The 23125-nt window shown below is 64.2% G+C and carries 27 protein-coding genes and 2 tRNA genes; 18 read left to right on the forward strand and 11 right to left on the reverse strand.

Annotation, left to right across the window (positions count from 1 at the left end; genetic code table 11):
* Window positions 1-71: 71 nt before the first annotated feature.
* From AABA84_RS15160 to AABA84_RS15175, 4 genes are all read left to right on the forward strand, one after another.
* Window positions 72-734 carry a cold-shock protein gene (locus AABA84_RS15160; RefSeq protein ID WP_212244225.1) on the forward strand — a complete coding sequence of 221 codons (663 nt, stop codon included), beginning with the start codon at window positions 72-74 and terminating at the stop codon, window positions 732-734.
* A gap of 237 nt (window positions 735-971) precedes the next feature.
* Window positions 972-1457 (forward strand): DUF192 domain-containing protein, encoded by a 486-nt coding sequence (locus AABA84_RS15165; RefSeq protein WP_338312419.1) that lies wholly within the window; start codon window positions 972-974, stop codon window positions 1455-1457.
* Window positions 1458-1596: 139 nt separating this feature from the next.
* Window positions 1597-1673: transfer RNA gene (locus AABA84_RS15170), tRNA-Pro, on the forward strand.
* A 762-nt stretch (window positions 1674-2435) separates the two neighbouring features.
* Entirely contained in the window at window positions 2436-2630 is a 195-nt protein-coding gene (locus AABA84_RS15175) for a hypothetical protein (protein WP_338312420.1), read from the forward strand.
* Between the two features lie 88 nt (window positions 2631-2718).
* On the opposite strand, the gene AABA84_RS15180 is transcribed toward AABA84_RS15175, so the two are convergent.
* Window positions 2719-3117, reverse strand: coding sequence for a translational machinery protein (locus AABA84_RS15180; protein ID WP_338312421.1), 399 nt, complete (start codon window positions 3115-3117; stop codon window positions 2719-2721).
* 151 nt (window positions 3118-3268) lie between these two features.
* Window positions 3269-4444, reverse strand: a complete 1176-nt coding sequence (locus tag AABA84_RS15185; protein WP_338312422.1) for an OpgC domain-containing protein — start codon at window positions 4442-4444, stop codon at window positions 3269-3271.
* A gap of 253 nt (window positions 4445-4697) precedes the next feature.
* Here AABA84_RS15185 and AABA84_RS15190 point away from each other — a divergent pair, with 253 nt between their 5' ends.
* From AABA84_RS15190 to AABA84_RS15200, 3 genes are all read left to right on the forward strand, one after another.
* The gene (locus AABA84_RS15190; protein WP_212244215.1) at window positions 4698-5003 is read left to right on the forward strand and encodes an ETC complex I subunit; all 306 of its coding nucleotides are present in this window, start codon (window positions 4698-4700) and stop codon (window positions 5001-5003) included.
* Window positions 5004-5277: 274 nt separating this feature from the next.
* Entirely contained in the window at window positions 5278-5769 is a 492-nt protein-coding gene (locus AABA84_RS15195; protein WP_212244213.1) for an Lrp/AsnC family transcriptional regulator, read from the forward strand.
* A 249-nt stretch (window positions 5770-6018) separates the two neighbouring features.
* Window positions 6019-6315: a DUF3551 domain-containing protein gene (locus AABA84_RS15200; RefSeq protein ID WP_212244211.1), complete on the forward strand. Its 297-nt coding sequence runs from the start codon at window positions 6019-6021 to the stop codon at window positions 6313-6315.
* 145 nt (window positions 6316-6460) lie between these two features.
* Here AABA84_RS15200 and AABA84_RS15205 read toward each other — a convergent pair whose 3' ends face one another.
* On the reverse strand, window positions 6461-7489 hold the full coding sequence (locus AABA84_RS15205; protein ID WP_212244209.1) for an AraC family transcriptional regulator: 1029 nt from the start codon (window positions 7487-7489) through the stop codon (window positions 6461-6463).
* Window positions 7490-7612: 123 nt separating this feature from the next.
* Between AABA84_RS15205 and AABA84_RS15210 the strand changes: the two genes are divergently transcribed.
* The 4 genes from AABA84_RS15210 to AABA84_RS15225 are packed head-to-tail and all read left to right on the forward strand — an operon-like array spanning window position 7613 to window position 13335.
* On the forward strand, window positions 7613-8785 hold the full coding sequence (locus AABA84_RS15210; protein ID WP_338309288.1) for an isovaleryl-CoA dehydrogenase: 1173 nt from the start codon (window positions 7613-7615) through the stop codon (window positions 8783-8785).
* Between the two features lie 24 nt (window positions 8786-8809).
* The gene (locus AABA84_RS15215) at window positions 8810-10414 is read left to right on the forward strand and encodes a carboxyl transferase domain-containing protein (RefSeq protein WP_212244205.1); all 1605 of its coding nucleotides are present in this window, start codon (window positions 8810-8812) and stop codon (window positions 10412-10414) included.
* Between the two features lie 4 nt (window positions 10415-10418).
* Entirely contained in the window at window positions 10419-12422 is a 2004-nt protein-coding gene (locus AABA84_RS15220) for an acetyl/propionyl/methylcrotonyl-CoA carboxylase subunit alpha (protein WP_212244203.1), read from the forward strand.
* A gap of 1 nt (window position 12423) precedes the next feature.
* On the forward strand, window positions 12424-13335 hold the full coding sequence (locus tag AABA84_RS15225) for a hydroxymethylglutaryl-CoA lyase (protein WP_212244201.1): 912 nt from the start codon (window positions 12424-12426) through the stop codon (window positions 13333-13335).
* Window positions 13336-13362: 27 nt separating this feature from the next.
* On the opposite strand, the gene AABA84_RS15230 is transcribed toward AABA84_RS15225, so the two are convergent.
* The 3 genes from AABA84_RS15230 to AABA84_RS15240 are packed head-to-tail and all read right to left on the reverse strand — an operon-like array spanning window position 13363 to window position 16291.
* Complete coding sequence (locus AABA84_RS15230; RefSeq protein ID WP_212244193.1) at window positions 13363-14721, reverse strand: TRAP transporter large permease; 1359 nt, start codon at window positions 14719-14721, stop codon at window positions 13363-13365.
* On the reverse strand, window positions 14718-15272 hold the full coding sequence (locus AABA84_RS15235) for a TRAP transporter small permease (RefSeq protein WP_212244192.1): 555 nt from the start codon (window positions 15270-15272) through the stop codon (window positions 14718-14720). The genes AABA84_RS15230 and AABA84_RS15235 overlap by 4 nt, the downstream gene beginning before the upstream one ends.
* Window positions 15269-16291, reverse strand: a complete 1023-nt coding sequence (locus AABA84_RS15240; RefSeq protein ID WP_212244191.1) for a TRAP transporter substrate-binding protein — start codon at window positions 16289-16291, stop codon at window positions 15269-15271. Before AABA84_RS15240 ends, AABA84_RS15235 begins: the two co-directional genes overlap by 4 nt.
* A 333-nt stretch (window positions 16292-16624) precedes the next feature.
* Between AABA84_RS15240 and AABA84_RS15245 the strand changes: the two genes are divergently transcribed.
* A complete protein-coding gene (locus tag AABA84_RS15245) occupies window positions 16625-16870 on the forward strand; it encodes a pentapeptide MXKDX repeat protein (protein WP_018323138.1) in 246 nt (81 codons plus the stop codon).
* A 110-nt stretch (window positions 16871-16980) separates the two neighbouring features.
* Here AABA84_RS15245 and AABA84_RS15250 read toward each other — a convergent pair whose 3' ends face one another.
* Window positions 16981-17328 carry a DUF6481 family protein gene (locus AABA84_RS15250; protein ID WP_212244190.1) on the reverse strand — a complete coding sequence of 116 codons (348 nt, stop codon included), beginning with the start codon at window positions 17326-17328 and terminating at the stop codon, window positions 16981-16983.
* A gap of 266 nt (window positions 17329-17594) precedes the next feature.
* On the opposite strand from AABA84_RS15250, the gene AABA84_RS15255 reads away from it, so the two are divergent.
* From AABA84_RS15255 to AABA84_RS15265, 3 genes are all read left to right on the forward strand, one after another.
* Window positions 17595-17831 (forward strand): hypothetical protein, encoded by a 237-nt coding sequence (locus AABA84_RS15255; protein WP_212244188.1) that lies wholly within the window; start codon window positions 17595-17597, stop codon window positions 17829-17831.
* A gap of 87 nt (window positions 17832-17918) precedes the next feature.
* Window positions 17919-18185: a DUF2273 domain-containing protein gene (locus AABA84_RS15260; RefSeq protein WP_212244187.1), complete on the forward strand. Its 267-nt coding sequence runs from the start codon at window positions 17919-17921 to the stop codon at window positions 18183-18185.
* Window positions 18186-18372: 187 nt separating this feature from the next.
* Window positions 18373-19146: a hypothetical protein gene (locus tag AABA84_RS15265; RefSeq protein ID WP_212244186.1), complete on the forward strand. Its 774-nt coding sequence runs from the start codon at window positions 18373-18375 to the stop codon at window positions 19144-19146.
* A 353-nt stretch (window positions 19147-19499) separates the two neighbouring features.
* Here the strand turns inward: AABA84_RS15265 and AABA84_RS15270 are convergent, their stop codons facing one another.
* Entirely contained in the window at window positions 19500-19658 is a 159-nt protein-coding gene (locus tag AABA84_RS15270; RefSeq protein WP_212244184.1) for a hypothetical protein, read from the reverse strand.
* A gap of 263 nt (window positions 19659-19921) precedes the next feature.
* On the opposite strand from AABA84_RS15270, the gene AABA84_RS15275 reads away from it, so the two are divergent.
* Together AABA84_RS15275 and AABA84_RS15280 are read left to right on the forward strand one after the other, a co-directional pair.
* The gene (locus tag AABA84_RS15275) at window positions 19922-20071 is read left to right on the forward strand and encodes a hypothetical protein (protein ID WP_212244182.1); all 150 of its coding nucleotides are present in this window, start codon (window positions 19922-19924) and stop codon (window positions 20069-20071) included.
* Window positions 20072-20367: 296 nt separating this feature from the next.
* Window positions 20368-20586, forward strand: a complete 219-nt coding sequence (locus tag AABA84_RS15280; protein WP_028144729.1) for a hypothetical protein — start codon at window positions 20368-20370, stop codon at window positions 20584-20586.
* A gap of 149 nt (window positions 20587-20735) precedes the next feature.
* On the opposite strand, the gene AABA84_RS15285 is transcribed toward AABA84_RS15280, so the two are convergent.
* Complete coding sequence (locus AABA84_RS15285) at window positions 20736-20963, reverse strand: DUF2171 domain-containing protein (RefSeq protein ID WP_018323146.1); 228 nt, start codon at window positions 20961-20963, stop codon at window positions 20736-20738.
* A gap of 119 nt (window positions 20964-21082) precedes the next feature.
* On the opposite strand from AABA84_RS15285, the gene AABA84_RS15290 reads away from it, so the two are divergent.
* The gene (locus tag AABA84_RS15290) at window positions 21083-22369 is read left to right on the forward strand and encodes a hypothetical protein (protein ID WP_212244180.1); all 1287 of its coding nucleotides are present in this window, start codon (window positions 21083-21085) and stop codon (window positions 22367-22369) included.
* Between the two features lie 33 nt (window positions 22370-22402).
* Here the strand turns inward: AABA84_RS15290 and AABA84_RS15295 are convergent, their stop codons facing one another.
* Both AABA84_RS15295 and AABA84_RS15300 read right to left on the reverse strand, forming a co-directional pair.
* A complete protein-coding gene (locus AABA84_RS15295) occupies window positions 22403-22630 on the reverse strand; it encodes a hypothetical protein (protein ID WP_246549975.1) in 228 nt (75 codons plus the stop codon).
* Between the two features lie 143 nt (window positions 22631-22773).
* Window positions 22774-22850: transfer RNA gene (locus tag AABA84_RS15300), tRNA-Arg, on the reverse strand.
* Between the last annotated feature and the right edge of the window lie 275 nt (window positions 22851-23125).

Below are 23125 nucleotides of genomic sequence, written 5' to 3' on the forward strand. Positions count from 1 at the left end.
AGGTTCTCGAAAGACGCGTGATTCGATACCGCTGCTGAGGCGGGTCGCATGACAGTGTGGGGTCCGGGGTTATGGGGTCGTCGGACGGATTTGAGTCCAAGAAGCTCGGGGTTCCCGGGCAGGGGGTGTCGCCCGGGCGGATCACGCCGGGCGAACACGGCAGTGCCGGTCGCGAGAGCGCGCTCAGTCCGTTCAGCGGGTTGGGTGAGACCAGCGCCAATCTCGTCGAAGTCCATGGCGTGATCAAATGGTTCGACGCCTCCAAAGGCTACGGCTTCATCGTCCCGGACAACGGCTGGCCGGACGTGCTGCTGCACGTAACCGTGCTTAGGCGAGACGGCTTCCAGACCGCCTATGAGGGCGCCCGCATCGTCGTCGAGTGCATCCAGCGCGCCAAGGGTTACCAGGCGTTCCGCGTGGTCTCGATGGACGAGTCGACCGCGATCCATCCGGCGCAGATGCTGCCGCCGCGCACCCATGTCACGGTCACCGCGACCAGCGGGCTGGAACGGGCCCAGGTCAAATGGTTCAACCGGCTCCGCGGCTTCGGCTTCCTGACCTGCGGCGAGGGCACGCCCGACATCTTCGTGCACATGGAGACGCTGCGCCGCTTCGGCATGACCGAGCTCAGGCCCGGCCAGTATGTCCTGGTCCGCTTCGGGCCCGGCTCCAAGGGCATGATGGCGGCCGAGATCCATCCCGAGACCGGATCGCCGGGATTGCAGTCGCACTAAGCGCGAGGAGACTCGCGCTCTAGCGTCCAAGTCCTGCAAATCTTCAAGTCCTGCAAATCTTCAAGTCCTGCAAATCTTCAAGTCCTGCAAATCTTCAAGTCCTGCAAGCTTCCAAATCCCCCAAGCTTCCATTTCCCGCAATCGTGAGCAGAGGCGTGCTGGCAGGCCGGTGCGCCTCTGGCTTTTCCGGCGACCGCCGCGTAAGGACTGGTCCAGTCCCACGCCTCGAGTGCCCGCATGAATCCTGATCGAAAGGCTGCCTGGTCCGCCCTGAAGGGCTGGCTTGCCGCCATCCTCGTCATCGCCGGCTGTGCTGTTGCCGGCGCGCCCGCCGGCGCAGCCAGCTTCCAACCGCTCGAGATCGTCACCAAGAACGGCGTGCAGGTGTTCTCGGTGGAAGTGGCGACGACCGAGGGGGAGAAGCAGACCGGCCTGATGTACCGCAAGGAGCTGGCGGACGGCAAAGGCATGCTGTTCGACTTCAATCCCGAGCAGGAGGTGTCGATGTGGATGAAGAACACCTATGTCTCGCTCGACATGATCTTCATCCGCGCCGACGGCCGCATCCTTCGCATCGCCGAGAACACCGAGCCGATGTCGACCAAGATCATCTCGTCCCGGGGGCCCGCCCGGGCCGTGCTGGAGGTGGTGGCGGGAACGGCGCAGAAATACGGCATCCGGCCCGGCGACCGCGTCGGCCATCCGCTGTTCGGCAGCAAATAGGGCAGGCAGAAAGCGCCTCGGGGCGCCCGGAAGCTAGCCGACGCTTTGGAAGCCTTGCTGGCGCCTTGGAGCCTTGCTGGCGCCGTCGAGCCTTGCTGGCGCCCTGGGAAGCGTGTATCGACGGGGCTCGCAGGACATTCGGGGTATAGCGCAGCCTGGTAGCGCGGCAGTTTTGGGTACTGCAGGTCGTTGGTTCGAATCCAGCTGCCCCGACCAGTCCCGGGGTTGAATCTCCTAGACTTTTTCCTGCGACCTCCGACGTGATCTGACAGGCAGCGCTTGGGGCGTTCCCGCGATTTCTGCGCGATGTTTCAAGCCATTGCGTCCCTGCTGACCGGGCCAGAATTGCCGACGCCGCATCGAACCTTTCGCTGTCGCCGTAGACATATGTGTATTGGGGATTTCAGCGCCCAATGTCTAAACGGACGCCGCCAAGCGATGATATTCCGCTTGCGCGGCGTTGCGCTTTTCGGCTGCCGTTTTTTCGGATCCGGCCAATCAGCTCGAGGCGTACCAGCCGAGCGGAAACGGCAGCAGCGGCCATATCACGTGGTTGTCGTTGGCGGCTTTCGTCGGCTCTTGCGCCGGCGTCCTTGCGATTGGCGCAGGAAGCGTCGATCGCAGCGCCAGGCGCAGACGTTCACATTGCAAATTCATTGTGGTCGCCCTGACGAGTCGTCTCGAAATTTCAACTTACAAAATTGGACGTCAGCTCAATCAAATAGCCACGCGCCCAAGACGGCGCGGCCGTTCTCAAATCGTGCGCGTAGTCTAGATAGTTCGGCTGCGGCTTTCAACCGATCTCGGCTCCAAGCCGGGAGAAGTAAGGTTGACCGGTTAGGTTAAGGATGAGCGGTTGTTGCGGCCGTTTCGGCGATCGTTATCAGATCGATTCCGGCTCGCGATGGGCTGCCTGCAATTCGTGCTCACACAAGGTCACGGTTCGTCGCAGCGCGCGTATCCTGTGAGTTCTGCGTCATGTCTTTCGATCGCAACTTCAAAACTACCGGTCCGCAATCGAGCTGGAGCGAGATCTGGCACCTCTGGACCGTGTTCGTGCCCCGCCGCTCGATCAACGGGCAGCTCGTGGTCGGCAAGGTCTGGCGCCGCCATGACGGCCGCGACTGGATCTACAAGAAATTCACCGAGTTCGACGGCGAAGAAGCCGCCTGAAGCACGATGAGCTGGGTGAGAATCATCATCGCGCCCAGAGCTGTTGCTAAGGCCGGTCGGCCTCGACCTCAGTCCGTCTGCCCGCGGCCTATCCCGGTGCCTGCACGCGCGGCAGCGGCAGCTTGAAGTGACGTTTCGCATAGGCGATGATTTCGGCGTCCGAGGGATGATCGGCGGCTTCCACCGCGGCAATCCGCTTGGCGATATCGGGTGCGCCCGCGCGAATGTGGCTGGCAAGCTCGGTCTTCGCGCTCGCCGGACCGATGATGAGAATCTCGCCGGCATCGGCCAGGGCTTTGGTCACCTCGGCGAAGAACGCCTGGTCAGGGGCCGCATGGCCGCTGCCGACCGCGTTGGCCTTGTGATGAAGATGACGCGTCGCCAGTTGCGGATGCAACGTGATTTCGTCGGAGCCGCTCAGGCCGAGATGGAAGATCCTGGCCTGCGAATGGTCGATCCATACCACGGCGTGAAAATGAGAGGGCATGTGCTTTTAGCCTTGTCCGAGGGGAGGCCGCCGACATCGGTGCGGCGGCGCGTGTCGTGAGGACACTATGCCGGCCGCCGCCGCCTCTGGTTGACTCAAGTCAACCGATCTTTATCGATCGATCTCGGCCCAGGGCGGTTGAAGGCCGCGCTCAGGCCGCCTTCGCCGCGGCTGCCGCCGGCTTGGGCGGCGGTGGCTTCAGCGGCTTGTCCTGCTTCTTCGACCACGAGATGTAATAGGCCACCGTCGTCATGATCGCGATGCCGGCAACGCTGACGAAGATCTGCGCGAGCAGCGAGCCCGAGCTCATCGACAGCTCGAAATGGCCGACGAAGGACAGGAACACGCCGACGCAGAACACGGCGAGCGACTGCTGGCCGCAAACGATCAGGGGATCGAACACCTTCCATTCGAGCCCCGGCCATTCCTTCGGCACGAAGCGGATCACCAGGATCACGATCACGACGAAGTGGATGAAGCGGTAGGGCGCAAGGTTGGTCTTGTCGTTCGGGTTGAAGGCCGAGAACAGCCACTCCGGAAACATGCCGCCGAACGCGGGGAAGCGGCCGGCCATGGTCATGAGCAGCGCGAACAGGAGATAGCCGAGACAGAGATAAAGCGTGACCGGCGCGTTGATCAGCGTCATGGAGCGCCGCGCGCCGCCCATCGCGCACCAGGCGCCGAACACGAACAGCACCTGCCAGCAATACGGGTTGAAGTACCACTGGCCAGCCGGATAGGCGTTCAGATTCCAGCCGAAGTGACGCGCCGTCAGCCACAGCACGATCGCCAGCACCATCGTCAAATCGGGCTTGCGCAGCATGAACCACAGCACCGGCGGGAACAGGCCCATCAGCACGATGTAGAGCGGCAGCACGTCGAGATTGAGCGGCTTGAAGCGCAGGAACAGGCCCTGGCGCAGCGTCTCGGTGGCGTTGTCGACGAGGCCGGCGACGTTGAACTCGTTGATCATTTCGGAATCGCCGAAGCGCAGCGCCAGATAGCTGATCGAGGCGATATAGATCACGAACAGGATGATGTGGGCGACGTAGAGCTGCCAGACCCGCTTGGTCAGCCTGGTGGCGCCGACGAGGAAGCCACGCTCCAGCATCATCCGCGCATAGACGAACGAGGCGGTATAGCCGGAGATGAACACGAACAGGTCGGCGGCGTCGGAAAAGCCGTAATTGCGCGTCGTGACCCAGTTCACGACGTTGTCGGGGATGTGGTCGAGGAAGATCGCCCAGTTCGCGACCCCGCGAAACAGGTCGAGCCTGAGGTCACGGCCTTTTTCAGGGAGCGTGGCGTTGATGTTCAGGAAGGCCATGCGACGGAAGCTCTCGGAGGGGCGGTTACACTGATGTCGGCGAAGCAGTGCCGCCGGGCGGGACCCCAGCGCGAAAGGCGGGTACGCAATTGTCACGGTGCAGCATAATGACTATACCGTCGGAGAAGGTTGCCCGGGGCCGGAATCACCGATCAGTTCCCAATCGGTGTCTGTATACTATGCCCGCGGTTTCCACCAACTGCTACCGTGACGCATCGAAATCGAACGAAAAGACGAAGAGGCCAGACCGCCAATGACCGCACGCATTTTCAAGCCCGCCAAGAACGCGATGCAATCCGGCCGGTCCAAGACCCGGGAATGGCAGCTCGACTACGAGCCCGAGCAGCCGCGTTCGGTCGAGCCGCTGATGGGCTGGACCTCGTCCGGCGACATGAAGCAGCAAATCACGCTGCGCTTCCATTCGAAGGAAGAGGCGGTCGCCTATTGCGAGCGCAAGGGCATCGCCTACCAGGTCATCGAGCCGCAGGATTCGATCCGTCGCCCGGCGGCCTATGCCGACAATTTCTCGTTCCGGCGCGGCGAGCCCTGGACGCATTGAGCGGGCGGCTGCTCCGACCTTAATCGACGTGATGTACTCGTCATGCCCGGGGCTCGTCCCGCCTGCGCGGCCGAAGCCGCTTCGGCGAGGCGAAGGCCCGGGCATCAACGTTTTGGGCGCGTGAACGAACAGTGGGCGGGACAGGCCGGCCATGACGTGGGGGGAGGCATTCCTCCCGAACGCGATGGCGTCGCGCTCCGGGTTCGGACCCTTGGCACCAATTCCGCCGCGTGCTTCGCTGCCCCGCATGACACGAGCATGACGAGGGTAGGGTATGGCCGGGCGTGACCAGCTCGACGGCGTCGATCTGAAGATACTATCCGAGCTGCAGCAGGACGGGCGTATCCGCAACAACGAGCTGGCGCTGCGCGTCGGCGTATCCGCGCCCAACTGCCTGCGGCGGCTGAAATCGCTGTTCAGCCGCGGCGTGATCCGCGCGGTGCGCGCCGTCATCGACGAGCGGCTGCTCGGCTATGAGGTCGTGTCGTTCGTCTCGATCCAGCTCGGCAGCCAGGCTCAGCCGGTGCTGGAGGCGTTCGAGAGCTCGGTCGCTGCGATCCCGCGCATCCAGCAGTGCTGGCGCATTTCCGGCGACACCGATTATCTCTTGAAATGCGTCGCGCCGAGCGTCGAGAGCATGCGCCAGCAGCTGCTGCATTTCGCCGCGATGCCCGATGTGAAGAACGTCCGCAGCTTCCCGGTGCTGGGTGTCGCGAAGGATGTGCCACTGCCGTTGCAGAACGTCGCGGCGGCGTCTGCGGGCTAGCGGCAGGCCACGCCCGAGGGCAGCCTGCACTGCATTTGAATCAATTGCGAAAGAGTGGAGGCGATCGCCCCGGCGGCACTATAATGCTGATCAACTCACCTAATTGAGAAATGTGATTATCACATCCCAGCAATGCGCTGAGCCGTGATTGATGGTTCCCGTGGTTGGCCTACATGCGAGGTGTGAGCCTCAGCGCGCGTTGCGAGTCGAGGGCTCGCATGTGGGACTTCTTAAGCAGGAAAAGACATCATGACCTCGGTTTCGAAGACGTTCGCAGTTTCCGCCGCGACGCTGTTTGCGTCTGCGTTTCTGGTGCTGACGGCACCGACTGCGAAAGCGGAAGATTATTGCATTACGAACGGCGCCCAGGCCGCTCACGGCTGCGGCTATCCGACGATGGAAGCCTGCCGCGCCGCTGCCGGCGGTATCGGTGGAACGTGCGCGCAGGGCGGTGGGAAGAGCGCGACCGACTCTCTCGCCTATCAGCCGAAGCACTCGCAGTCGCGCAGCAAGCTTCGCCACGGCGGGCAGACCAACTCGAATTGATCAGAGTTAGGACTAGTGGTTTCGACCTTTACGGCCTTCGGGAGTGATCCCGGGGGCCGTAAACGTCTGAGGAGTACGGTGCCTCAGAGTGCTCGCCCTCTCGGCATCGCACGGAAGACCGCGACGTGCTTTTCCGGATGATGTCTTAGCGATACCGCCCTCGAAACTCGCGGGGACTGGCGCCGGTCCAGCTGCGGAAGGCGCGCGAAAAACTCTTCTCGTTGCGGAAGCCGGCGATCTCCGCGATCCGCTTGATCGGCGCGCGGCCGCGCATCAGCTCCTGCTTGGCGAGCTCGAACTTTGCCTCTTCCTTGAGATCGCGCAGCGAGGTGGCCTCCTCGCGCAGGCGCCGATGCATGGTGCGCGTTGAAAGCGCGAGCTCGCTTGCGACGTCCTCGGCGCCGAGACTGCGTCCGCGCGCATTGCGCAGCACGCGGCGGACACGCTCGACCAGCAGCCGGTCGCGCCGATAGGGCAGCACGGTCAGCCGCAACGCGCCCTTGAGCATGTTGTCGAGATCGGCCGCGCTGCGGGTGAGCGGCAGCGACAGGTAGTGCTTGTCGAAGACGATGGCCGCGCCGCCCGCTCCGAAGCGGACGTTGCGACAAAAGATGGTCGGATAGACCGAGACGTGGTGCGGCTCGGGATACGGAAATTCGGCTGCGCGGAGCGCGATCCTGGAATCGACCGCCCAGCAGGAGAAGCCGAGCACGTAGCGGAGCAGGGTGACCAGACAGAACTCACGCAGCGGCCCGAGATCGCGCTGCTCCCGGATCGACACCACCGCGGTCTCCTCGCCGACCGCGAGATCGAGCAACACGTCCTCGGTGATAAGGCTGTGATGCCGACACCAGCGCTTGAGCGCCACTTCCAGCGTCGGCGCCGTGATCGAGGCGCGGCACAGCATGCCGTAGGTGCCGAAGGGCAGACGGCGCGAGAACCAGCCGAGCGCCTCGTCGTCGAGCTCGCGCATGGCATGGCCCGCCAGGGCCTCGAACTGGGCGGCCGTGACCCGCCCATCCGGAGAATTGACAAGGTCCGGCGCTACCTGACCCCGCTGCAACGCCTCGGCCGGATCCCGTCCGTATCGCGCATAGGCGGCAACCACGCCCCGCACGAAGGCGGCGGGGGTGACGGCGCGGCGCGGGATCGCGGTTGCGGCTTGAAAAGGCATTGCGAACCTTTGGGAACTCCCTCGGGAAAATCCTCGCCAAGTTTGGCGGAAAATGCAACCTTTTCGACCGCAAGAGGGCCCTGACCCCGCTAGGTTCGGTCCCCAAAATACGGAGGAATCGCCTTGAACATCCCGAGCATCGATTTCGATCTGGGCGAAGACATCAGCCTGCTGCGCGACACGCTCCGCGCCTTCGTGGAGGCGGAGATCACGCCGCGGGCCGCCGAGATCGAAAAGGCCAATCTGTTCCCGGCGGACCTCTGGAAGCGCCTCGGCGACCTCGGCCTGCTCGGCATGACCGCGCCTGAGCAATATGGCGGCTCGAACATGGGCTACCTCGCCCACATCGTCGCCATGGAGGAGGTTTCGCGCGGCTCGGCCGCCGTAGGCCTGTCCTACGGCGCCCATTCCAACCTCTGCGTCAACCAGATCCGCCGCAACGGCAATGACGCGCAGCGCCAGCGCTATTTGCCGAAGCTGATCTCCGGAGACTATGTCGGCGCGCTCGCGATGTCCGAGCCGGGTGCCGGCTCCGACGTCGTCTCGATGAAGCTGCGCGCCGACAAGCGCGGCGACCGCTACGTGCTCAACGGCTCGAAGATGTGGATCACCAATGGCGGCGACGCTGACGTGCTGGTGGTCTACGCCAAGACCGATCCGGCGGCCGGCCCGCGCGGCATGACCGCTTTCCTGATCGAGAAGGGCTTCAAGGGTTTTACCCACGGCCAGCATCTCGACAAGCTCGGCATGCGCGGCTCCAACACCTATCCCTTGTTCTTCGACGAGTGCGAAGTGCCGGAGGAGAACGTGCTCGGCAAGGTGGGCGAGGGCGTCAGGGTGCTGATGTCCGGCCTCGACTATGAGCGCACGGTGCTGTCGGGCGGCCCGCTCGGGATCATGGCGGCCTGCATGGACGCGGTCGTGCCCTACATGCACGAGCGCAAGCAGTTCGGCCAGCCGATCGGCGACTTCCAGCTGATGCAGGGCAAGCTCGCCGACATGTACGCGACGTGGCAGGCCACGCGCGCCTATGTCTACGCGGTGGGCCGCGCCTGCGACCGCGCCGACCACGCGCGCAGCTTGCGCAAGGACGCCGCCGCCGCGATCCTCTATTCCGCGGAGAAGGCAACATGGATGGCGGGCGAGGCGATCCAGGCGCTCGGCGGGGTCGGCTACACCAGCGAATTCCCTGTGGGGCGTCTGTGGCGCGACGCCAAGCTGTACGAGATCGGCGCGGGGACGTCCGAGGTTCGCCGCATGCTGATCGGCCGCGAACTGATGTCCGAGACGGCTTAAAACCTTCACCTCATTGGAATCAACATGCCGCTCCATTCCAGCATCGATCCGTCTTCATCAGACTTTGCGCGCAATTCCGAGGCCATGCGCGGCCTCGTCGCGGACTTACGCGAAAAGCTCGCCCAAGTCGCTGGCGGCGGCGGCGAGGTCTCGCGCAATCGCCATACCTCGCGCGGCAAGATGCTGGCGCGCCAGCGCGTCGACCTACTGGTCGATCCCGGGACCTCGTTCCTGGAGCTGTCGCCGCTCGCGGCCTACGGCCTCTATGGCGGCGACGTGCATTCGGCGAGCGTCGTCACCGGGGTGGGGCGGGTTGCCGGCCGTGAATGCGTCATCGTCGCCAACGACGCCACCATCAAGGGCGGCACCTACTATCCCATGACGGTGAAGAAGCATCTGCGCGCGCAGGACGTGGCGCGGCAGAACAACCTTCCCTGCGTCTACATGGTCGATTCCGGCGGCGCCTTCCTGCCGCTGCAGGACGAGATTTTTCCGGACGAGCGGCATTTCGGCCGCATCTTTTACAACCAGGCACAGATGTCCTCGCAGGGCATTCCGCAGATCGCGATCGTGATGGGCTCCTGCACCGCGGGCGGTGCCTATGTCCCGGCGATGTCGGACGAGAGCATCATCGTGCGCAACCAGGGCACCATCTTTCTCGGCGGCCCACCGCTGGTGAAGGCCGCGACCGGCGAGGTCGTCAGCGCGGAAGAACTCGGCGGCGCCGACGTGCATTCGCGCCAGTCAGGCGTTACGGATCACTATGCCCAGAACGATGCCCACGCGATCGGCATCGCGCGGCGCATCGTCGGCACGCTGAAGCCGTCGGTGCGGCCGAATCTCAACATGCACAAGCCGCGCGAACCACTATTCGCAGCGGAAGAGATTTACGGCGTGGTGCCGGTCGACGGCCGCAAGCCGTTCGACGTGCGCGACATCATCGCCCGCGTCGTCGATGGCTCCGAGTTCGACGAGTTCAAAAAGCTCTACGGCACGACGCTGGTGTGCGGCTTCGCCCATATATGGGGCTATCCGGTCGGCATCATCGCCAACAACGGCATTCTCTTCAGTGAAAGCTCGCTGAAGGGCGCGCACTTCATCGAGCTGTGCTGCCAGCGCGGCATTCCCCTGGTGTTCCTGCAGAACATCACCGGTTTCATGGTCGGCAAGAAATACGAGGCCGGTGGCATCGCGCGCGACGGCGCAAAACTGGTGACGGCGGTTGCGACGGCCTCGGTGCCGAAATTCACCGTGGTGATCGGCGGCTCTTACGGTGCCGGCAATTACGGCATGTGCGGCCGCGCCTACTCACCGCGATTCCTCTGGATGTGGCCGAACGCGCGCATCTCGGTGATGGGCGGCGAGCAGGCCTCGATGGTGCTGAGCCAGGTCCGGCGCGACAATATCGAGGCCAAGGGCGATAGCTGGTCGAAGGAAGAGGAAGACAAGTTCCGCGAGCCCATCCGCGCACAATACGAGAGCCAGGGACATCCGTACTACGCGACCGCGCGGCTGTGGGACGACGGCGTGATCGACCCCGCTGACACGCGCCTCGTGCTCGGCCTTGGCCTCTCGGCGGCGTCGAATGCGCCGATCGAGCCGACGAAATTCGGCCTGTTCAGGATGTGATGCGATGGACCACTCAAAGCTCTACCGTCGTTTTCGCACGCTCCTGATCGCCAACCGCGGCGAGATCGCCTGCCGCGTCATCCGCACCGCGCGCGCCATGGGGCTGCGCACGGTCGCGGTCTATTCCGAGGCCGATCGCGACGCGATGCATGTCGCGCTCGCGGATGAGGCCGTGCTGCTCGGGCCCGCGCGTGCCCGCGACAGCTATCTCAACGTCGAGCGGCTGATCGATGCGGCGCGCAAGACCGGCGCCGAGGCCGTGCACCCCGGCTACGGCTTCCTGTCGGAAAATGCCGAGTTCGCGCGGGCCTGCTTCGATGCCGGGCTGGTCTTCGTCGGGCCGACCGCCGGGATGATGAATGCGATGGGCTCGAAGTCCGGCTCGAAAGAGCTGATGGAGAAGGCCGGCGTGCCGCTGGTGCCCGGCTATCACGGCGAGGCCCAGGACGAGGCGACGCTTTCGAAGGCGGCCGACAAGATCGGCTTCCCCATCCTGGTGAAGGCCTCCGCCGGCGGCGGCGGCCGCGGCATGCGGATCGTGCGCTCGGCCGACGAGCTTGCGCCTGCGATCGTCAGCGCCAAACGCGAGGCCAAGGCCGCGTTCGGCGACGACCGCATGCTGATCGAAAAATATGTCGACAATCCCCGGCATATCGAGGTGCAGGTGATCGGCGACAGCCACGGCAATCTGCTGTCGCTGTTCGAGCGCGAATGCACGCTGCAGCGCCGGCACCAGAAGGTGATCGAGGAGGCGCCGTCGCCGACGCTCAATCCCGCCCAGCGCGAGGCGGTCTGTGCCGCCGCGCGAAAAGCGGCGGGAGCTGTGAACTATGTCGGTGCCGGCACGATCGAGTTCGTCTCCGACGGCAAGGACGTGTTCTTCATCGAGATGAACACACGCCTGCAGGTCGAGCATCCCGTGACCGAGCTGATCACGGGCATTGACCTCGTCGAATGGCAGCTGCGCGTTGCCTTCGGCGAGGCGCTGCCGCTGAAGCAGGACGAGATCAAGCTCAACGGCCACGCCGTCGAGGCGCGCGTCTACGCGGAGAATCCGACCAAGAACTTCATGCCGTCGGTCGGGCGGATCTCGACCTGGCGGCTGCCCGCCGAGACCGGTGGCCTACGCATCGACGCCGGCTACCGCGAGGGTGATACGGTCTCGCCCTATTACGACGCCATGCTCGCCAAGATGATCGCGTGGGCGCCGACGCGGGACGTTGCGATCGAACGGCTGAACCGCGGGCTCGAAGAGTCCGACGTCCGCGGCATCGTCACCAACATCCCGTTCCTGTCTGCGCTGATGACGCATCCGAAGGTGCGAACGAATGCGATCGACACCGGCTTCATCGAGCGTGAGCTGGCGGTGCTGACACATGCCGCGCCGGCGCCGGGTGAGCTGGAGCTGTGCGCCGCGGTTGCCGCTATCATCAGCGACGAGCAGCGGGCTGCCCAAGCGGAGGCGAATTCGCCCTGGCAAACCTTTGGCTGGCAGCCGGTCGGCCGCCGGCAGCGCAGCTTTGCCTTCCGCGTCGGGCACGGGCCCGAGCAGAAGATCGTGCTGAACTACGGCAGCGGCCCGTCGACGCTGGTGATCGGCGAGCGCGAATTGGCGTTCGCGACCGTAGCGAAGGACGGCGGCTTCGACCTGACGCTTGACGGCGTCAAATCGTCGGTTGCTGCGGTCGTCAGCGGCCATGAGCTTTACTTGCGCACGCGCAACGGCCGCTTCGACCTGCATTGGGTCGATCCGTTCGGCGGTGAGACCGAAGAGCAGACCGGCGAGGACAAGATCGCAGCGCCGCTGCCGGGCACCGTCGTCGCCGTGCTGGCCGAGGAGGGGGCCAAGCTCGAGAAGGGGGCGCCGATCCTGACGCTGGAAGTAATGAAGATGGAGCAGACGCTGCGCGCGCCCTATGCCGGCGTGCTGAAGTCCATCAAGTGCAAGGTCGGCGACATCGTGCAGGAAGGCGTCGAGCTCGCGGTGGTCGATCCTGCGGGAGAGTGACATGACCGACCCCGTCCGCATCATCGAAATGGGGCCGCGCGATGGCCTCCAGAACGAGAAGACGCCCGTCAGCGTCGAAGACCGTATCGCCTTCGTGGAGGCGCTGGTCGCGGCCGGCCTCGATACGGTCGAAGTCGGAGCCTTCGTCTCGCCCAAGGCGATCCCGCAAATGGCGAGCTCGGATGCCGTGCTGCGCGGCGTGAGCCGCATCAAGGGCGCCGAATTCCACGTGCTGGTGCCCAACGAGAAGGGCTATGACGCCGCGCGCGCCGCGGGCGCGAAAGTGGTTTCGGTGTTCGCGGCGGCGTCCGAGGGCTTTTCGCGCGCCAACATCAATTGCACGGTCGCCGAGTCCATCGAGCGGTTCAAGCCGGTGCTGGCGCGCGCGAGGGACGACGGCGTCAAGGTGCGCGGTTATATCTCCTGCGTGCTCGGCTGCCCGTTCGATGGCGAGATCAAGCCGAAGGCCGTCGCCGATCTCGCGAGCACGCTGTGGGATCTTGGCTGCTACGAAATCTCGCTCGGCGACACCATCGGTGTCGGCACGCCTGATAGAGCCAAGGAGATGCTGCGCGCGGTTGCCGCCAACGTTCCCGCCGCCAAGCTCGCAATGCACTTCCACGACACCTACGGCCAGGCGCTCGCCAATCTCTATGCCGGCCTGGAGCAGGGCGTCCGCGTCATCGACGCCGCCGCCGGCGGCCTCGGCGGTTGTCCCTATGCGCCGGGCGCGACCGGCAACGTCGCGACCGAGGACGTCGTCTACATGCTCGAGGGCATGGGCGTCCGGACCGGCGTCGACATGGACAAGCTGCTGGCGGCCACCAACGCGATGAGCGGCGTGCTCGGCAAGCCGCCGGTGAGCCGCGTGGCCTCCGCGCTGAATGCGAAGAGGAAGCGGGCGCCGACGTAAGGCCGCTTGCGGCGCTTTCAGGTGCCGTTACCTGCTCCCGTCAGGCCCCATCACCAGATCCGGCAGCCCGGTCGAGATCCCCGGGAAGAAGCAGAGCAGCAACACAGCGAGCATCATCAGGAGCACGAAGGGCAGCGTGCCCCAGATCACCTCGCGCAAGGGAATATCCGGCGCGACGTTGCGGATGACGAAGATGTTGAGGCCGACGGGCGGATGGATCAGCCCCATCTCCATCACGATGGTCATGACCACGCCGAACCAGATGATGTCGAAATTGGCGGCGCGCAGCGGCGGCAGGATGATCGGCGCGGTCATGAGGATGATCGACACCGGCGGCAGGAAGAAGCCGAGCACGACGACCATGACGAGGATCGCGAACAGCAGCTCCCAGCGCGGCAGGTGCATCGCGACGATGGATTCGGCGACCGATTGCGAGATGTGCAGATAGCTCATCACGTAGGAATAGAGCAGCGACATGCCGATGATCATCATCAGCATGGTCGATTCCCGGATCGTCGACTTCATGATCGGGGCGAGGTCGCTCGGCCGCCACACGCTGTAGATCGCCGCGATCAGCGCCAGTGCCAGCAGGCCGCCGAGGCCGGCGGTCTCCGACGGCGTGGCGTAGCCGCCATAGAGCGCGATCATGACGCCGGTGAGCAGCAGCACGAACGGGATCACGCGCGGCAGCACGCTGAAACGTTCGGCGAGCGTGTATTCGTCGCGGGCGAGGATCGCTGCTTCCGGGCCGCCGTTCTTGTAGATCGCTTCGGCCGCCGCATATTCCCGGCGGAAGCGGATCACGGCATAGGCGCCGAACAGGGTGACCAGGAGCAGGCCGGGGCCGATGCCGGCGAGGAAGAGCCGTCCGAGCGATTTTTCGGCTGCGACCGCGAACAGGATCATGGTGATCGAGGGCGGCAGCAGGATGCCGAGCGTGCCGCCGGCAGCGATGATGCCTGCGGCAAAGCCGCCGGAATAGCCGCGCTTGCGCATCTCGGGGATGCCGGCCGAGCCGATCGCCGAGCAGGTCGCAGGCGAGGAGCCCGCCATCGCCGCGAACAGCGCGCAGGCGAAGACGTTGGCGACGCCGAGCCCGCCGGGCACGCGATGCAGCCAGGCATGCAGCGCCGAATAGAGATCCTGGCCGGCGCGCGACTTGCCGATCGCCGCGCCCTTCAGGATGAAGAGTGGGATCGACAACAGCGTGATCGAGGCCATTTCCTCGTAGACGTTTTGCGTCACCGTATCGAGGGACGCCGCCGGCATGTAGATGCCCATGAACACGACCGCGACCGCGCCGAGCGCGAACGCAATGGGCATCCCTGAGAACATCACCAGCAGGGTCGCAATACCGTAGGCGAGGCCGATACCGAAGACGCTCATGAACGCTTGGCTCCGGTGAAAGGCAGCGCAAGCTGCACGAGAATCTGGATGCAGAGCAGGCTCATGCCGAACGCCATCAGCGAATAGGGAATGGCGAGCGGCGGCGACCACATCGAGTTCGAGACCTGGCCGTCGACATAGGCCTCATGGGCCAGTGTCCAGGACTTCCATGTGAAGAACGCGCAGAACAGAAACGTCGCGGCATCGACCAGCCAGAGCCGGATCTTGTTCGCGAGCGGCGAGAGCAGGCCGACAAAGGCCTCGATGCCGATATGCCCGCGGTTCTGCTGCACATAGGCTGCGGTCATGAAGGTGGCGCCGACCAGCAGGAACACGGCGGCCTCGTCCTGCCAGTAATTGGCGGCCTTGAACAGGGCGCGGCTGAGCACGCTGTAACTCAGGATGGCGCAGGCCGCGACCAGCGCGATCGCGGCGAACACGACGATGATGTTGTTGAGGATGGCAAGACCGCGATCGATCGCCGCCGCAAGGCCTGTCCTTGCGGCAGCGATGGTGTGATCGTCACGATCCGGAAGCGGACCGTGGCTCATGCGGCGACATCGGTGGCGAGCTTGAGCAGGTTCGCCGCAGTCGCGGTCTTGGCGCTGTAGTCCTTCCAGGCGGTGTCGCGGGCGATGTCACGCCACTTGCCGACGGTCGCGGCATCCAGCACCGAGACCTTGGCGCCGGCCTTCTCGTAGACCTTTGCGACCTCGACGTCGTCGTCCTGCGCGCCCTTGCGGCCGAAGGCCTCGAGCTCGGCGCCAACTGCGAGCAGCACGTCCTGCTGGTTCTTCGGCAGCTTGTCGAAGATCGCCTTCGACATCATCAAGGGCTCGAGCATGAACCAGTAGGAAGCGCCCGCGCCCGAGGTCAGCGACTTCGCGACCTCTTCGAGCCGGAACGAGATCAGGCTGGTGGAGGAGGTGAGAGCGGCGTCGCAGGCGCCGGTCTGCATCGCCGCGTAGATTTCGTTCGAAGGCACCGACAGCACCGAGGCGCCGGCGGTCTGGAGCACCATGTCCATCTCGCGCGAGCCGCCGCGCACCTTCATGCCTTTGGCGTCTTCAGGCGCGACGATAGGCTTGGAGCGGCTGGCGAGGCCGCCGGCCTGCCACACCCAGGTGAGCAGGATGATGCCCTTGTCGGCGAGGAAGTCGGAGAGCGCCTTGCCGACCGGCTCCTTCTTCCAGCGCATGCCCTGGTCGTAGGTGGTGACGAGGCCAGGCATCAGGCCGATATTGGTCTCCGGCAATTCGCCGCCGGCGTAAGGCATCGGATAGAGGCTGATGTCGAGCGCGCCTTTGCGCATCGCGGAGAACTGCGCGTTGGTCTTGATCAGCGAGGAGTTCGGATAGATCTCAGCGGCAATGTCGCCATTGCTGCGCTTACTGACTTCGGCAGCGAACATGCGGCAGAGCCGGTCCCGGAAGTCACCTTTGTCGATGGTGCCGCCCGGGAATTGGTGCGAGATCTTCAGCGTGGTCGCGGCCTGCGCGGTACCGGTGCCGAAGCGGAGAATGGCGGGTGCGGCGACCGCGGTCGCGAGCAGATGGCGGCGCGTGAGCATGGCGTAATCCTCTTGAACGTTTCTTCGAACGGTTCTTGTTGGCGTGATTTGGGCGGGTCATATGACCGGCACGTAGGCCCATCCTAGCCGGTCTTTCACCCGATGTTCTCTCATCTGATAGTTCGAGACCGAATGCCGCGGCAAGGGGGTGGCCGTGCTGCGCTGCACACATCCAATTCCCGCCGCAGGCCCTGGCCTCCTTCGAGCGGCGGATCGCAGCAGGCTCGTCAAAAATTTTATCGGCGGCGGGGTAACAATGCGCGGCGTGCATCCGTCGAGATTGAATAGCGGCGTCCGTCGCTGACAAACACCATCTCAAAGGGAAGATGATCCATGACCATTCGCACCCGTATCGTGCTCGGCGTCTCCGCTGCCGCTCTCTCGCTTGGCCTCGCGCTCGCGCCGGCGGCCTTTGCTCAGGACAAGATGGGCAAGGATGACGGCATGATGAAAAAGGACACGATGTCCAAGGACGGCATGATGAAGAAGGACACCATGTCCAAGGACGACGGCATGAAGAAGGATCACATGTCGAAGGACGGGATGAAGAAGGACGACGGGATGATGAAGAAGAACTGATCTTCGACTGTCGTCTCCAGCAGGCAGACCCGCGTCGAAAATCCAGGGGCGGTCACGTGGACCGCCCCGGAACGGGTTAGTTCAAATTCAGTTGAACGCGACCGTGAATGCTACTTGCGCTTGGCCTTGCGGGCGGCGTAGCGGGCGTCACGCTTGGCCTTCTGCTCGGCCTCCATTTCAGCCTGCTTGGCGACCGCTTCCTCCGCCTCGCGGGCCATCCGGGCTGCCTCCGCGGCTGCGGCTTCCTCCGCGATACGCTTCTGCTCGGCCTTTTCGGCCTCGCGCGCTGCCTTTGTCTCGGCGCGCTTGGCCGCGAGTGCTTCGCGCTCGGCGCGTCGTGCCGCGACCGCCGGATCGTCATGACCCGGCTGCGACTTGAATTTGTTCAAAAGATTTTTGCGTGCTTCCTGTGCCGCCTTTTGTCGGTCGGAGAAGCCTGGTTCCCTAAATCCACTCATCGAACGAACCTTGTCTTCCTCACTTTCAGCCCTACATCACTGCGTGTTGGTACGTCGGCTGGGCATAGCGGGCGCCACGCGACGCAGAAGCGTGTACATCGGCGCGCGTCGCGAAGCCACCCATAATCGCAGCCGATCAGGTAGACGAAAAATCGCCGCCCCGACGATCTCGTAGCCCGGAAAAACTGCCGAATTGTGATGTCCCTCATAAGGGAGCACGAGGGGCGACGCCTAGCGTCCGCCCCGATACGAGACGGAGCACGGGCATGACGATCTTCCGCTTCCGCCAGAAGGCGCTCGTAATCGCCTTGGCCCTGGTAGCCGCGGCTGGCGCGGCGCTGCTGCTCGCTCGTCCGCAGCCCATCGAGAGCGCCGTTCTGGGGGCCGACTGGGAATGCACCCAGACCGCGTTCGTGCTCACGACCTGTGCACCGCGGCTCCAGCAGGCGATCCCGGCGGTCGAAACCTCCCGCAAGGATGCGATCCGGGCGACCCGAGGCTAACCTGACGAGCAGGGCTGAACAGGCTGATCAGGATGTGACGGGACGTCGCAGAGGTGATAAGCCGGCTCGCCCGCGCGGTAGGTAGCCATGTCCACTTCCAAGCCCGAGTCCGAGCTGGAGTCCAAGCTCAAGTCCAAACTCGAGTCCAGGCCCGAACCGGGCGCGAAGCCGAAATCCCAGCCGAAGCCTCAATCCGGTGATAACCGCCGCGGCGCGATCGCCGGCTTGATTATCGCGGTCCTGATCCTCGGTGTCGGCTGGTGGCTCGCGCGGGACCTCACCGCCGCCAGCAAAATGCAGGACTGCCTGATGTCCGGGCGGAGCAATTGCAACGTGATCGAGCCGGCCCGCTAGAAGCGCTCCAGTGCGGCCCGTCGAGCCGAAAAATTGCCGTGATCTTAATCATTTGTAACGCGACATGGCCGACCAAAGCAGGTCAGCTATGTCAGCCGGCATCAAGCCGAGCGCGATCCGAATCGTCTATCGCGCCAGGCACCACGGCAATTGCGAGAGCAATCGAAAAGTAGGGGGTCAAGCACGCATGAGTGCGTCCAGCCGCATGAAGATCATCTTTTCCTTGGTTTCGGCCATGTCGTTGCTCGCGCTTTCGGCGCAGGCCCAGGACGCCAGGCCGTCGAGGGACGCCGGCCAGCCTCCGGCCCGCCCGGGCGCGGGCGCACCACCTCCGGACAGTCAGAACATGCGCAGGGGCCCGCCGCCGCAGCAGGCGGCCCGGCCCGCGCCGCGGCCCGGTGGCCAGCCCCATGCGGGTCCCGGTCCGCACGGCGCCGGCGGCCCGCCGCCGGGACGTTATGTCGCCCGCGGTCCCGCTCCGACGCGCGACTGGGGCGGACAGGCCTATCGCGGCAATCGCTCCTGGGATGGCGGGCGCTGGCGCCACGAAGTCCACAACGGCCGCTCCGGCTGGTGGTGGGACGTTGGCGGCGTCTGGTATTATTATCCGCAGCGGATGGCCGGCCCGCCCGGCTACATCTCCGAGGAATATTACGACGACGTGCCGGTGGCCTATGCCCCGCCGCCGCCTCCGGTCGCCTATGCACCGCCACCTCCGCCGCCGCCGGCTGATCCCGGCGCGAGCGCGCTTGGCGGCGCCATCGTCGGCGGCGTGCTGGGCGGACTGATCTCGGGCAACGCAACGGGGGCTGCCGCGGGCGCGGTTCTCGGCGGCGCGACCGGAGCCATCGCCGGTGCCACCGCCGCATCCCAGCCCGGCTACTACTGGGCGCAGGGCAATTGCTACTACCGCTATCCGGACGGGCAGTACGTGGCGACCGATCCGCGGGCGTGCCGCTAAGGCACTGATCGCATCCTGACCTGAAAGAGGCGGGCGAAAGGCCCGCCTCTTTTTATTCTGGTGCCGTCAACCCATTGTCTCGATGCGCATCTCGGCGCGGCGTTCCGCGGCGCACAACAACTGACTCAAAATAGCACTGGCTCCCGGTGCCGCTTCACGCGATTCTCAAAAGAAAAAGCGTTGGGAAAGCGATTCGCGAGGACGTGGGACATGCTGGATGCAATCCAGATCAGCTTGGCGCTTTGGGCCATGATCGTTTGCGGCGGGATCAAGCTGGGGCAGATGTTGCACTGCCTGTTCTAGCGCACGATCGCGGCGACGAGCCTGCTCGCCAACGCGACGGATTGCCTGCGTCACACCAGCCAGTTGAAGAACGCAATCGCGCCCCAGACCAGGCCGGCGATCCAGGCCAGCATCACGATGCCGATGGTCCCGAGATAGGCGATACCGAGCAGGTCGGTCCTTTGTCGTTGCGTCGGGACGTTGGCCGGAGCTGCTGCGTCTTGTGTCATGACGGGAATTACCATCGATCCCCTCCGCGTGCTGCTGGGAGCGTCGACACAAGGTTTAACCGAGATGCAGGTCGCAGACTGTGACACAATTCACAGATCGCGCGGATGAAGCCCAGCCAAATGGCTTCGCAATCAGCGCATGCATGCAGTGAGGCAATCGTGCCGGGGCGTTTGTATCAGTCCGGGAGACGCGGACGTTACCCCGCAATCATACGGACGAAATTGCCATGTGCTTGTCCAGATGGCCGGCTAGAGTCGGTCTCATGTGTACCAAGTACGACCCACAGCACGAAGCGGAGGCCGCGATGAAGCGGGCCGCGGCATCGGAAGGCGCCGACCGGCAACGGCTGATCCAGTTGGCGCTGGCCTGGCACGAGCTGGCCCGCGACCAGCGCGACGAGCGGGCGGACTGAGGGGATTCGCAGGGAAATTTTGCGTCAGACGATGACGCGGCCGAATTCGGTCAGTCGTTTGATCTGCATGAGAAAGCCCCGTGCTCGGGGGACAAGCACGGGGCCCTTCAAAGCCGACCGGGGCTGGCAGGTCGGCACCACTTGATTTCAAGCCATCCAACGTGCCGGTCGTGATCTCGTTCCACGCCGCTGCTCATTTTGTTGTGCCGTGTTCGATACGCCTGGCATTGCGCAAGGCGACCCGCCTCGCTCGCGCTCAAACAGGAACCTCCATTCCCCGCGGACGTTGGCCGACCATGACCGACCCCGAGTTACGCGCACAGTCCTTCGACATTGCCTGGAAATATCTCGACCGATCCGGCTTGCTCACAGGCGAGCACGAGGACTCCGCCCGCTTCATCCTGAACAGGATCGACAGGTTGATGCTGCGAGGAGAGCGGCGCAGGCTGCTGCTGTCGAACGCTGCGATCGACGCCTACCTGCTGCGGCCGACGCTCGTGCCCATGGATACCTGAATGGATCCGTGAATGGCTACGTGATCGATCCGACGAAACGCGACGTTAAGAAATGCGCGGCGCCGACTTTACGATTACGATTCGTGCTTTTTGGAACGAAGCGGAGTCGGATCGTGAACAAACAAAAAGCCCCCGAAGGGGCTCAATGTTCAGGCGGCTTCCGTCTTCGGTACGGCGTCGGCGTTCATTGAAAGCTTGACGACATCGCCTTCGACGGCCCCGACATATTTCGTGTCGATGTAGTGATGGTGGTCCTTGTGACCTTCCGGGCTGTCCTTGCGCGTCAGCTTGATGCGGTTGCCCTCGACGCGGTCGACGGTGCCGACATGTGCGCCGTCCTTGCCGATGATTTTCATGTGCTCTCTGATCTCAGACATGTTGTCCTCCTTTGCCTGGTCTCAACAGCGAACATCGACCTTCGTTGCAGGCGGACGCAGATAGGACCCAACGTGCTTTCCGCGCGTTTGACGTCCGATCGGATTTGCCAAGACGCGCAATGGAGACCATTGAAGCCTATCTCGAACGAAAGCACGGGGAACTCAGGCTGTTGAACGACTGCCTGAGATGTCGGCTCGATCTGACGCGTCCGCGATCGGTCGACGAGGTCGTCAGGTCCAAATTCCAGATCACTGCGGCGCTCAGGGCAGAGCACGAGTTGCACGAGTGGAAGGCAACGGAAACAGCGTGGTCGCACAGCGCTGATCCCGTCAGCGGGCCCTTCAAGTTCAGTTACGATTACCAGCGGGCCGATCTTACGGTGCGCGGTCCTTCCTTCTATGAGTTCGAATGCGGCTGCATGAGCGCGGCGATCTATACTGCCTCGGGCATGGCTGCGATCTCCGCCGTGCTGCTGGCCTCCGCGCAAATCGTCGAGAAAGCTGATTTGCTGGTGCTTCCCGGCTCCTATGGCGAGACGCTGGAGCTGATCCGGGGCCTTATTCCTCATCTGCGGCTCGTGGCTTTGAAGCCGCCGTTCGGCGATAATTTTGCTTCGGCGAATTCACCGCGAATCCTCTTATTGGATTCCTGCTCCCGCGCCGGCGCTTTTGAGGCGGCGATCCGAAGCGACGGCTCGGGTCTCGATCTCGTGATTTTCGATACGACATGCTTCGCGGGCAGCTCGGGCCGGATCCGGCGCGTCCTGAGTTGGGCCCGGCGATACGGAATTCCACTGGTGCTGGTGCGAAGCCACAACAAGCTCGATTCGCTCGGGGCGGAATATGGCCGCCTGGGCTCGGCGGTTTTCGTGCAGGGGAATGATGACCAGCAGCGGGCAGGGCGGCCTGAATGGACACGTCTCGCGGCCGAAACCCGCAACGCGGTGCGATTGCTCGGCGGCGCGGCGTTGCCGGCGCACTTTCCGCCCTTCGTGGGCAGCGCGGCCTATTGGGCCCTCACGAAGCGGCGTGTCGCGGCGATCTTGCGCAACGGCCGGAGCATGGCTCGCTATTTTGCTGCGAAGCTCCCGGCACTATCGGCCGAACTCCATTTCGCCCATGGTCTCTATGTCACCTTGCGGGGCAGGCGCCCTCTCGACGAGGCGGGCGCGCGGCAGGCCGCTGAGGACATGAGCAACGAACTGCGCGCCGGGGGCCTCCCGATTCGCCATGCCGGCAGCTTCGGTTTCGACTTCGCCGCGACCGAGTGGTTTCACGACGCCGCCACGGACCAGTACAGCGTGCGGGTGGCGGTCTCGGATTTGCCGACGCAGGTGTGGGACGATCTCACCGCGGCCATTGCGCGCTGGTGGCAGGTTCGTCAGTCGACAGGTGGCGGAGGATGAATATGGTCGCTTGCGCGGAAGAAAGCGCCTCGATCAGTCGATCGCCAGGCAATGCTCCAGGGGCGGCTTTTCGTTGTTGTCGCGGCTGGGACGCGCCCACTCCTGAACGGCGAAGGAAAGGTGACGCTGGCCCATAGCGCCGCCAATGATCGATGCTTGAGCCATCTTGATGGGCCTCGTGACCACACTGGTGTTCACCACGCCCGCGTCAATGGCCAAATACGACATCGCGACGATTGCCACCGCAGATGCGATGGCCATTCTCGTCCATTCGGCTGGAAGCATCGAAGTCCTTAACCGGGCGCAATTCGCCCGGCGCATACATAGGGCTGTTCGGCACGGTTCAAAGGCCGGCGTATGGTTACCCACGCGTTCGTGAAGGGCGGTGGATTTAGAAATGAGACTGGCGATCCCAGCAGGACTCGAACCTGCAACCCGCGGAGTAGAAATCCGCTACTCTATCCAGTTGAGCTATGGGACCGTCGCTGCGCCAGCCTCCGTTTCGAGGCCGGCTGTTCATCTACCATGCCAAATATGAAAAATATCGTCTTTCGCCAAGTCTGAACCGAACCGTTTTCCTCAGAGCCGCGACAAAGCGAGACGGTGGCATGTCAGGGTGCCGGGTTGAGCGGCGGCGGACTGGACGATGGATCACATCGCCGGGAACGCTGGCCAGCTTCCGGGATGTGGCCGCCGGTCGACGGGTCAGGTAGTGCTGCGCCATCAGGACGGCGTGCGCGGCGGTATCTTGATCGG

The organism is Bradyrhizobium sp. TM239, from assembly GCF_036247985.1.
Taxonomy (GTDB): Bacteria; Pseudomonadota; Alphaproteobacteria; order Rhizobiales; family Xanthobacteraceae; genus Bradyrhizobium; species Bradyrhizobium ottawaense.

Excerpts from the sequence above, each read along its gene's own strand:
- AABA84_RS15220 (WP_212244203.1), top strand. The coding sequence starts at position 10,419 with ATGGACCACTCAAAGCTCTACCGTCGTTTTCGCACGCTCCTGATCGCC.
- AABA84_RS15205 (WP_212244209.1), bottom strand. The coding sequence starts at position 7,489 with ATGCCTTTTCAAGCCGCAACCGCGATCCCGCGCCGCGCCGTCACCCCC.
- AABA84_RS15215 (WP_212244205.1), top strand. The coding sequence starts at position 8,810 with ATGCCGCTCCATTCCAGCATCGATCCGTCTTCATCAGACTTTGCGCGC.
- AABA84_RS15270 (WP_212244184.1), bottom strand. The coding sequence starts at position 19,658 with ATGACACAAGACGCAGCAGCTCCGGCCAACGTCCCGACGCAACGACAA.
- AABA84_RS15265 (WP_212244186.1), top strand. The coding sequence starts at position 18,373 with ATGAGTGCGTCCAGCCGCATGAAGATCATCTTTTCCTTGGTTTCGGCC.
- AABA84_RS15230 (WP_212244193.1), bottom strand. The coding sequence starts at position 14,721 with ATGAGCGTCTTCGGTATCGGCCTCGCCTACGGTATTGCGACCCTGCTG.
- AABA84_RS15280 (WP_028144729.1), top strand. The coding sequence starts at position 20,368 with ATGACCGACCCCGAGTTACGCGCACAGTCCTTCGACATTGCCTGGAAA.
- AABA84_RS15235 (WP_212244192.1), bottom strand. The coding sequence starts at position 15,272 with ATGAGCCACGGTCCGCTTCCGGATCGTGACGATCACACCATCGCTGCC.
- AABA84_RS15285 (WP_018323146.1), bottom strand. The coding sequence starts at position 20,963 with ATGTCTGAGATCAGAGAGCACATGAAAATCATCGGCAAGGACGGCGCA.
- AABA84_RS15185 (WP_338312422.1), bottom strand. The coding sequence starts at position 4,444 with ATGGCCTTCCTGAACATCAACGCCACGCTCCCTGAAAAAGGCCGTGAC.
- AABA84_RS15290 (WP_212244180.1), top strand. The coding sequence starts at position 21,083 with ATGGAGACCATTGAAGCCTATCTCGAACGAAAGCACGGGGAACTCAGG.
- AABA84_RS15195 (WP_212244213.1), top strand. The coding sequence starts at position 5,278 with ATGGCCGGGCGTGACCAGCTCGACGGCGTCGATCTGAAGATACTATCC.
- AABA84_RS15255 (WP_212244188.1), top strand. The coding sequence starts at position 17,595 with ATGACGATCTTCCGCTTCCGCCAGAAGGCGCTCGTAATCGCCTTGGCC.
- AABA84_RS15240 (WP_212244191.1), bottom strand. The coding sequence starts at position 16,291 with ATGCTCACGCGCCGCCATCTGCTCGCGACCGCGGTCGCCGCACCCGCC.
- AABA84_RS15245 (WP_018323138.1), top strand. The coding sequence starts at position 16,625 with ATGACCATTCGCACCCGTATCGTGCTCGGCGTCTCCGCTGCCGCTCTC.
- AABA84_RS15260 (WP_212244187.1), top strand. The coding sequence starts at position 17,919 with ATGTCCACTTCCAAGCCCGAGTCCGAGCTGGAGTCCAAGCTCAAGTCC.
- AABA84_RS15295 (WP_246549975.1), bottom strand. The coding sequence starts at position 22,630 with ATGGCCATCGCATCTGCGGTGGCAATCGTCGCGATGTCGTATTTGGCC.
- AABA84_RS15225 (WP_212244201.1), top strand. The coding sequence starts at position 12,424 with ATGACCGACCCCGTCCGCATCATCGAAATGGGGCCGCGCGATGGCCTC.
- AABA84_RS15180 (WP_338312421.1), bottom strand. The coding sequence starts at position 3,117 with ATGCCCTCTCATTTTCACGCCGTGGTATGGATCGACCATTCGCAGGCC.
- AABA84_RS15190 (WP_212244215.1), top strand. The coding sequence starts at position 4,698 with ATGACCGCACGCATTTTCAAGCCCGCCAAGAACGCGATGCAATCCGGC.
- AABA84_RS15160 (WP_212244225.1), top strand. The coding sequence starts at position 72 with ATGGGGTCGTCGGACGGATTTGAGTCCAAGAAGCTCGGGGTTCCCGGG.
- AABA84_RS15175 (WP_338312420.1), top strand. The coding sequence starts at position 2,436 with ATGTCTTTCGATCGCAACTTCAAAACTACCGGTCCGCAATCGAGCTGG.
- AABA84_RS15275 (WP_212244182.1), top strand. The coding sequence starts at position 19,922 with ATGTGTACCAAGTACGACCCACAGCACGAAGCGGAGGCCGCGATGAAG.
- AABA84_RS15250 (WP_212244190.1), bottom strand. The coding sequence starts at position 17,328 with ATGAGTGGATTTAGGGAACCAGGCTTCTCCGACCGACAAAAGGCGGCA.
- AABA84_RS15200 (WP_212244211.1), top strand. The coding sequence starts at position 6,019 with ATGACCTCGGTTTCGAAGACGTTCGCAGTTTCCGCCGCGACGCTGTTT.
- AABA84_RS15165 (WP_338312419.1), top strand. The coding sequence starts at position 972 with ATGAATCCTGATCGAAAGGCTGCCTGGTCCGCCCTGAAGGGCTGGCTT.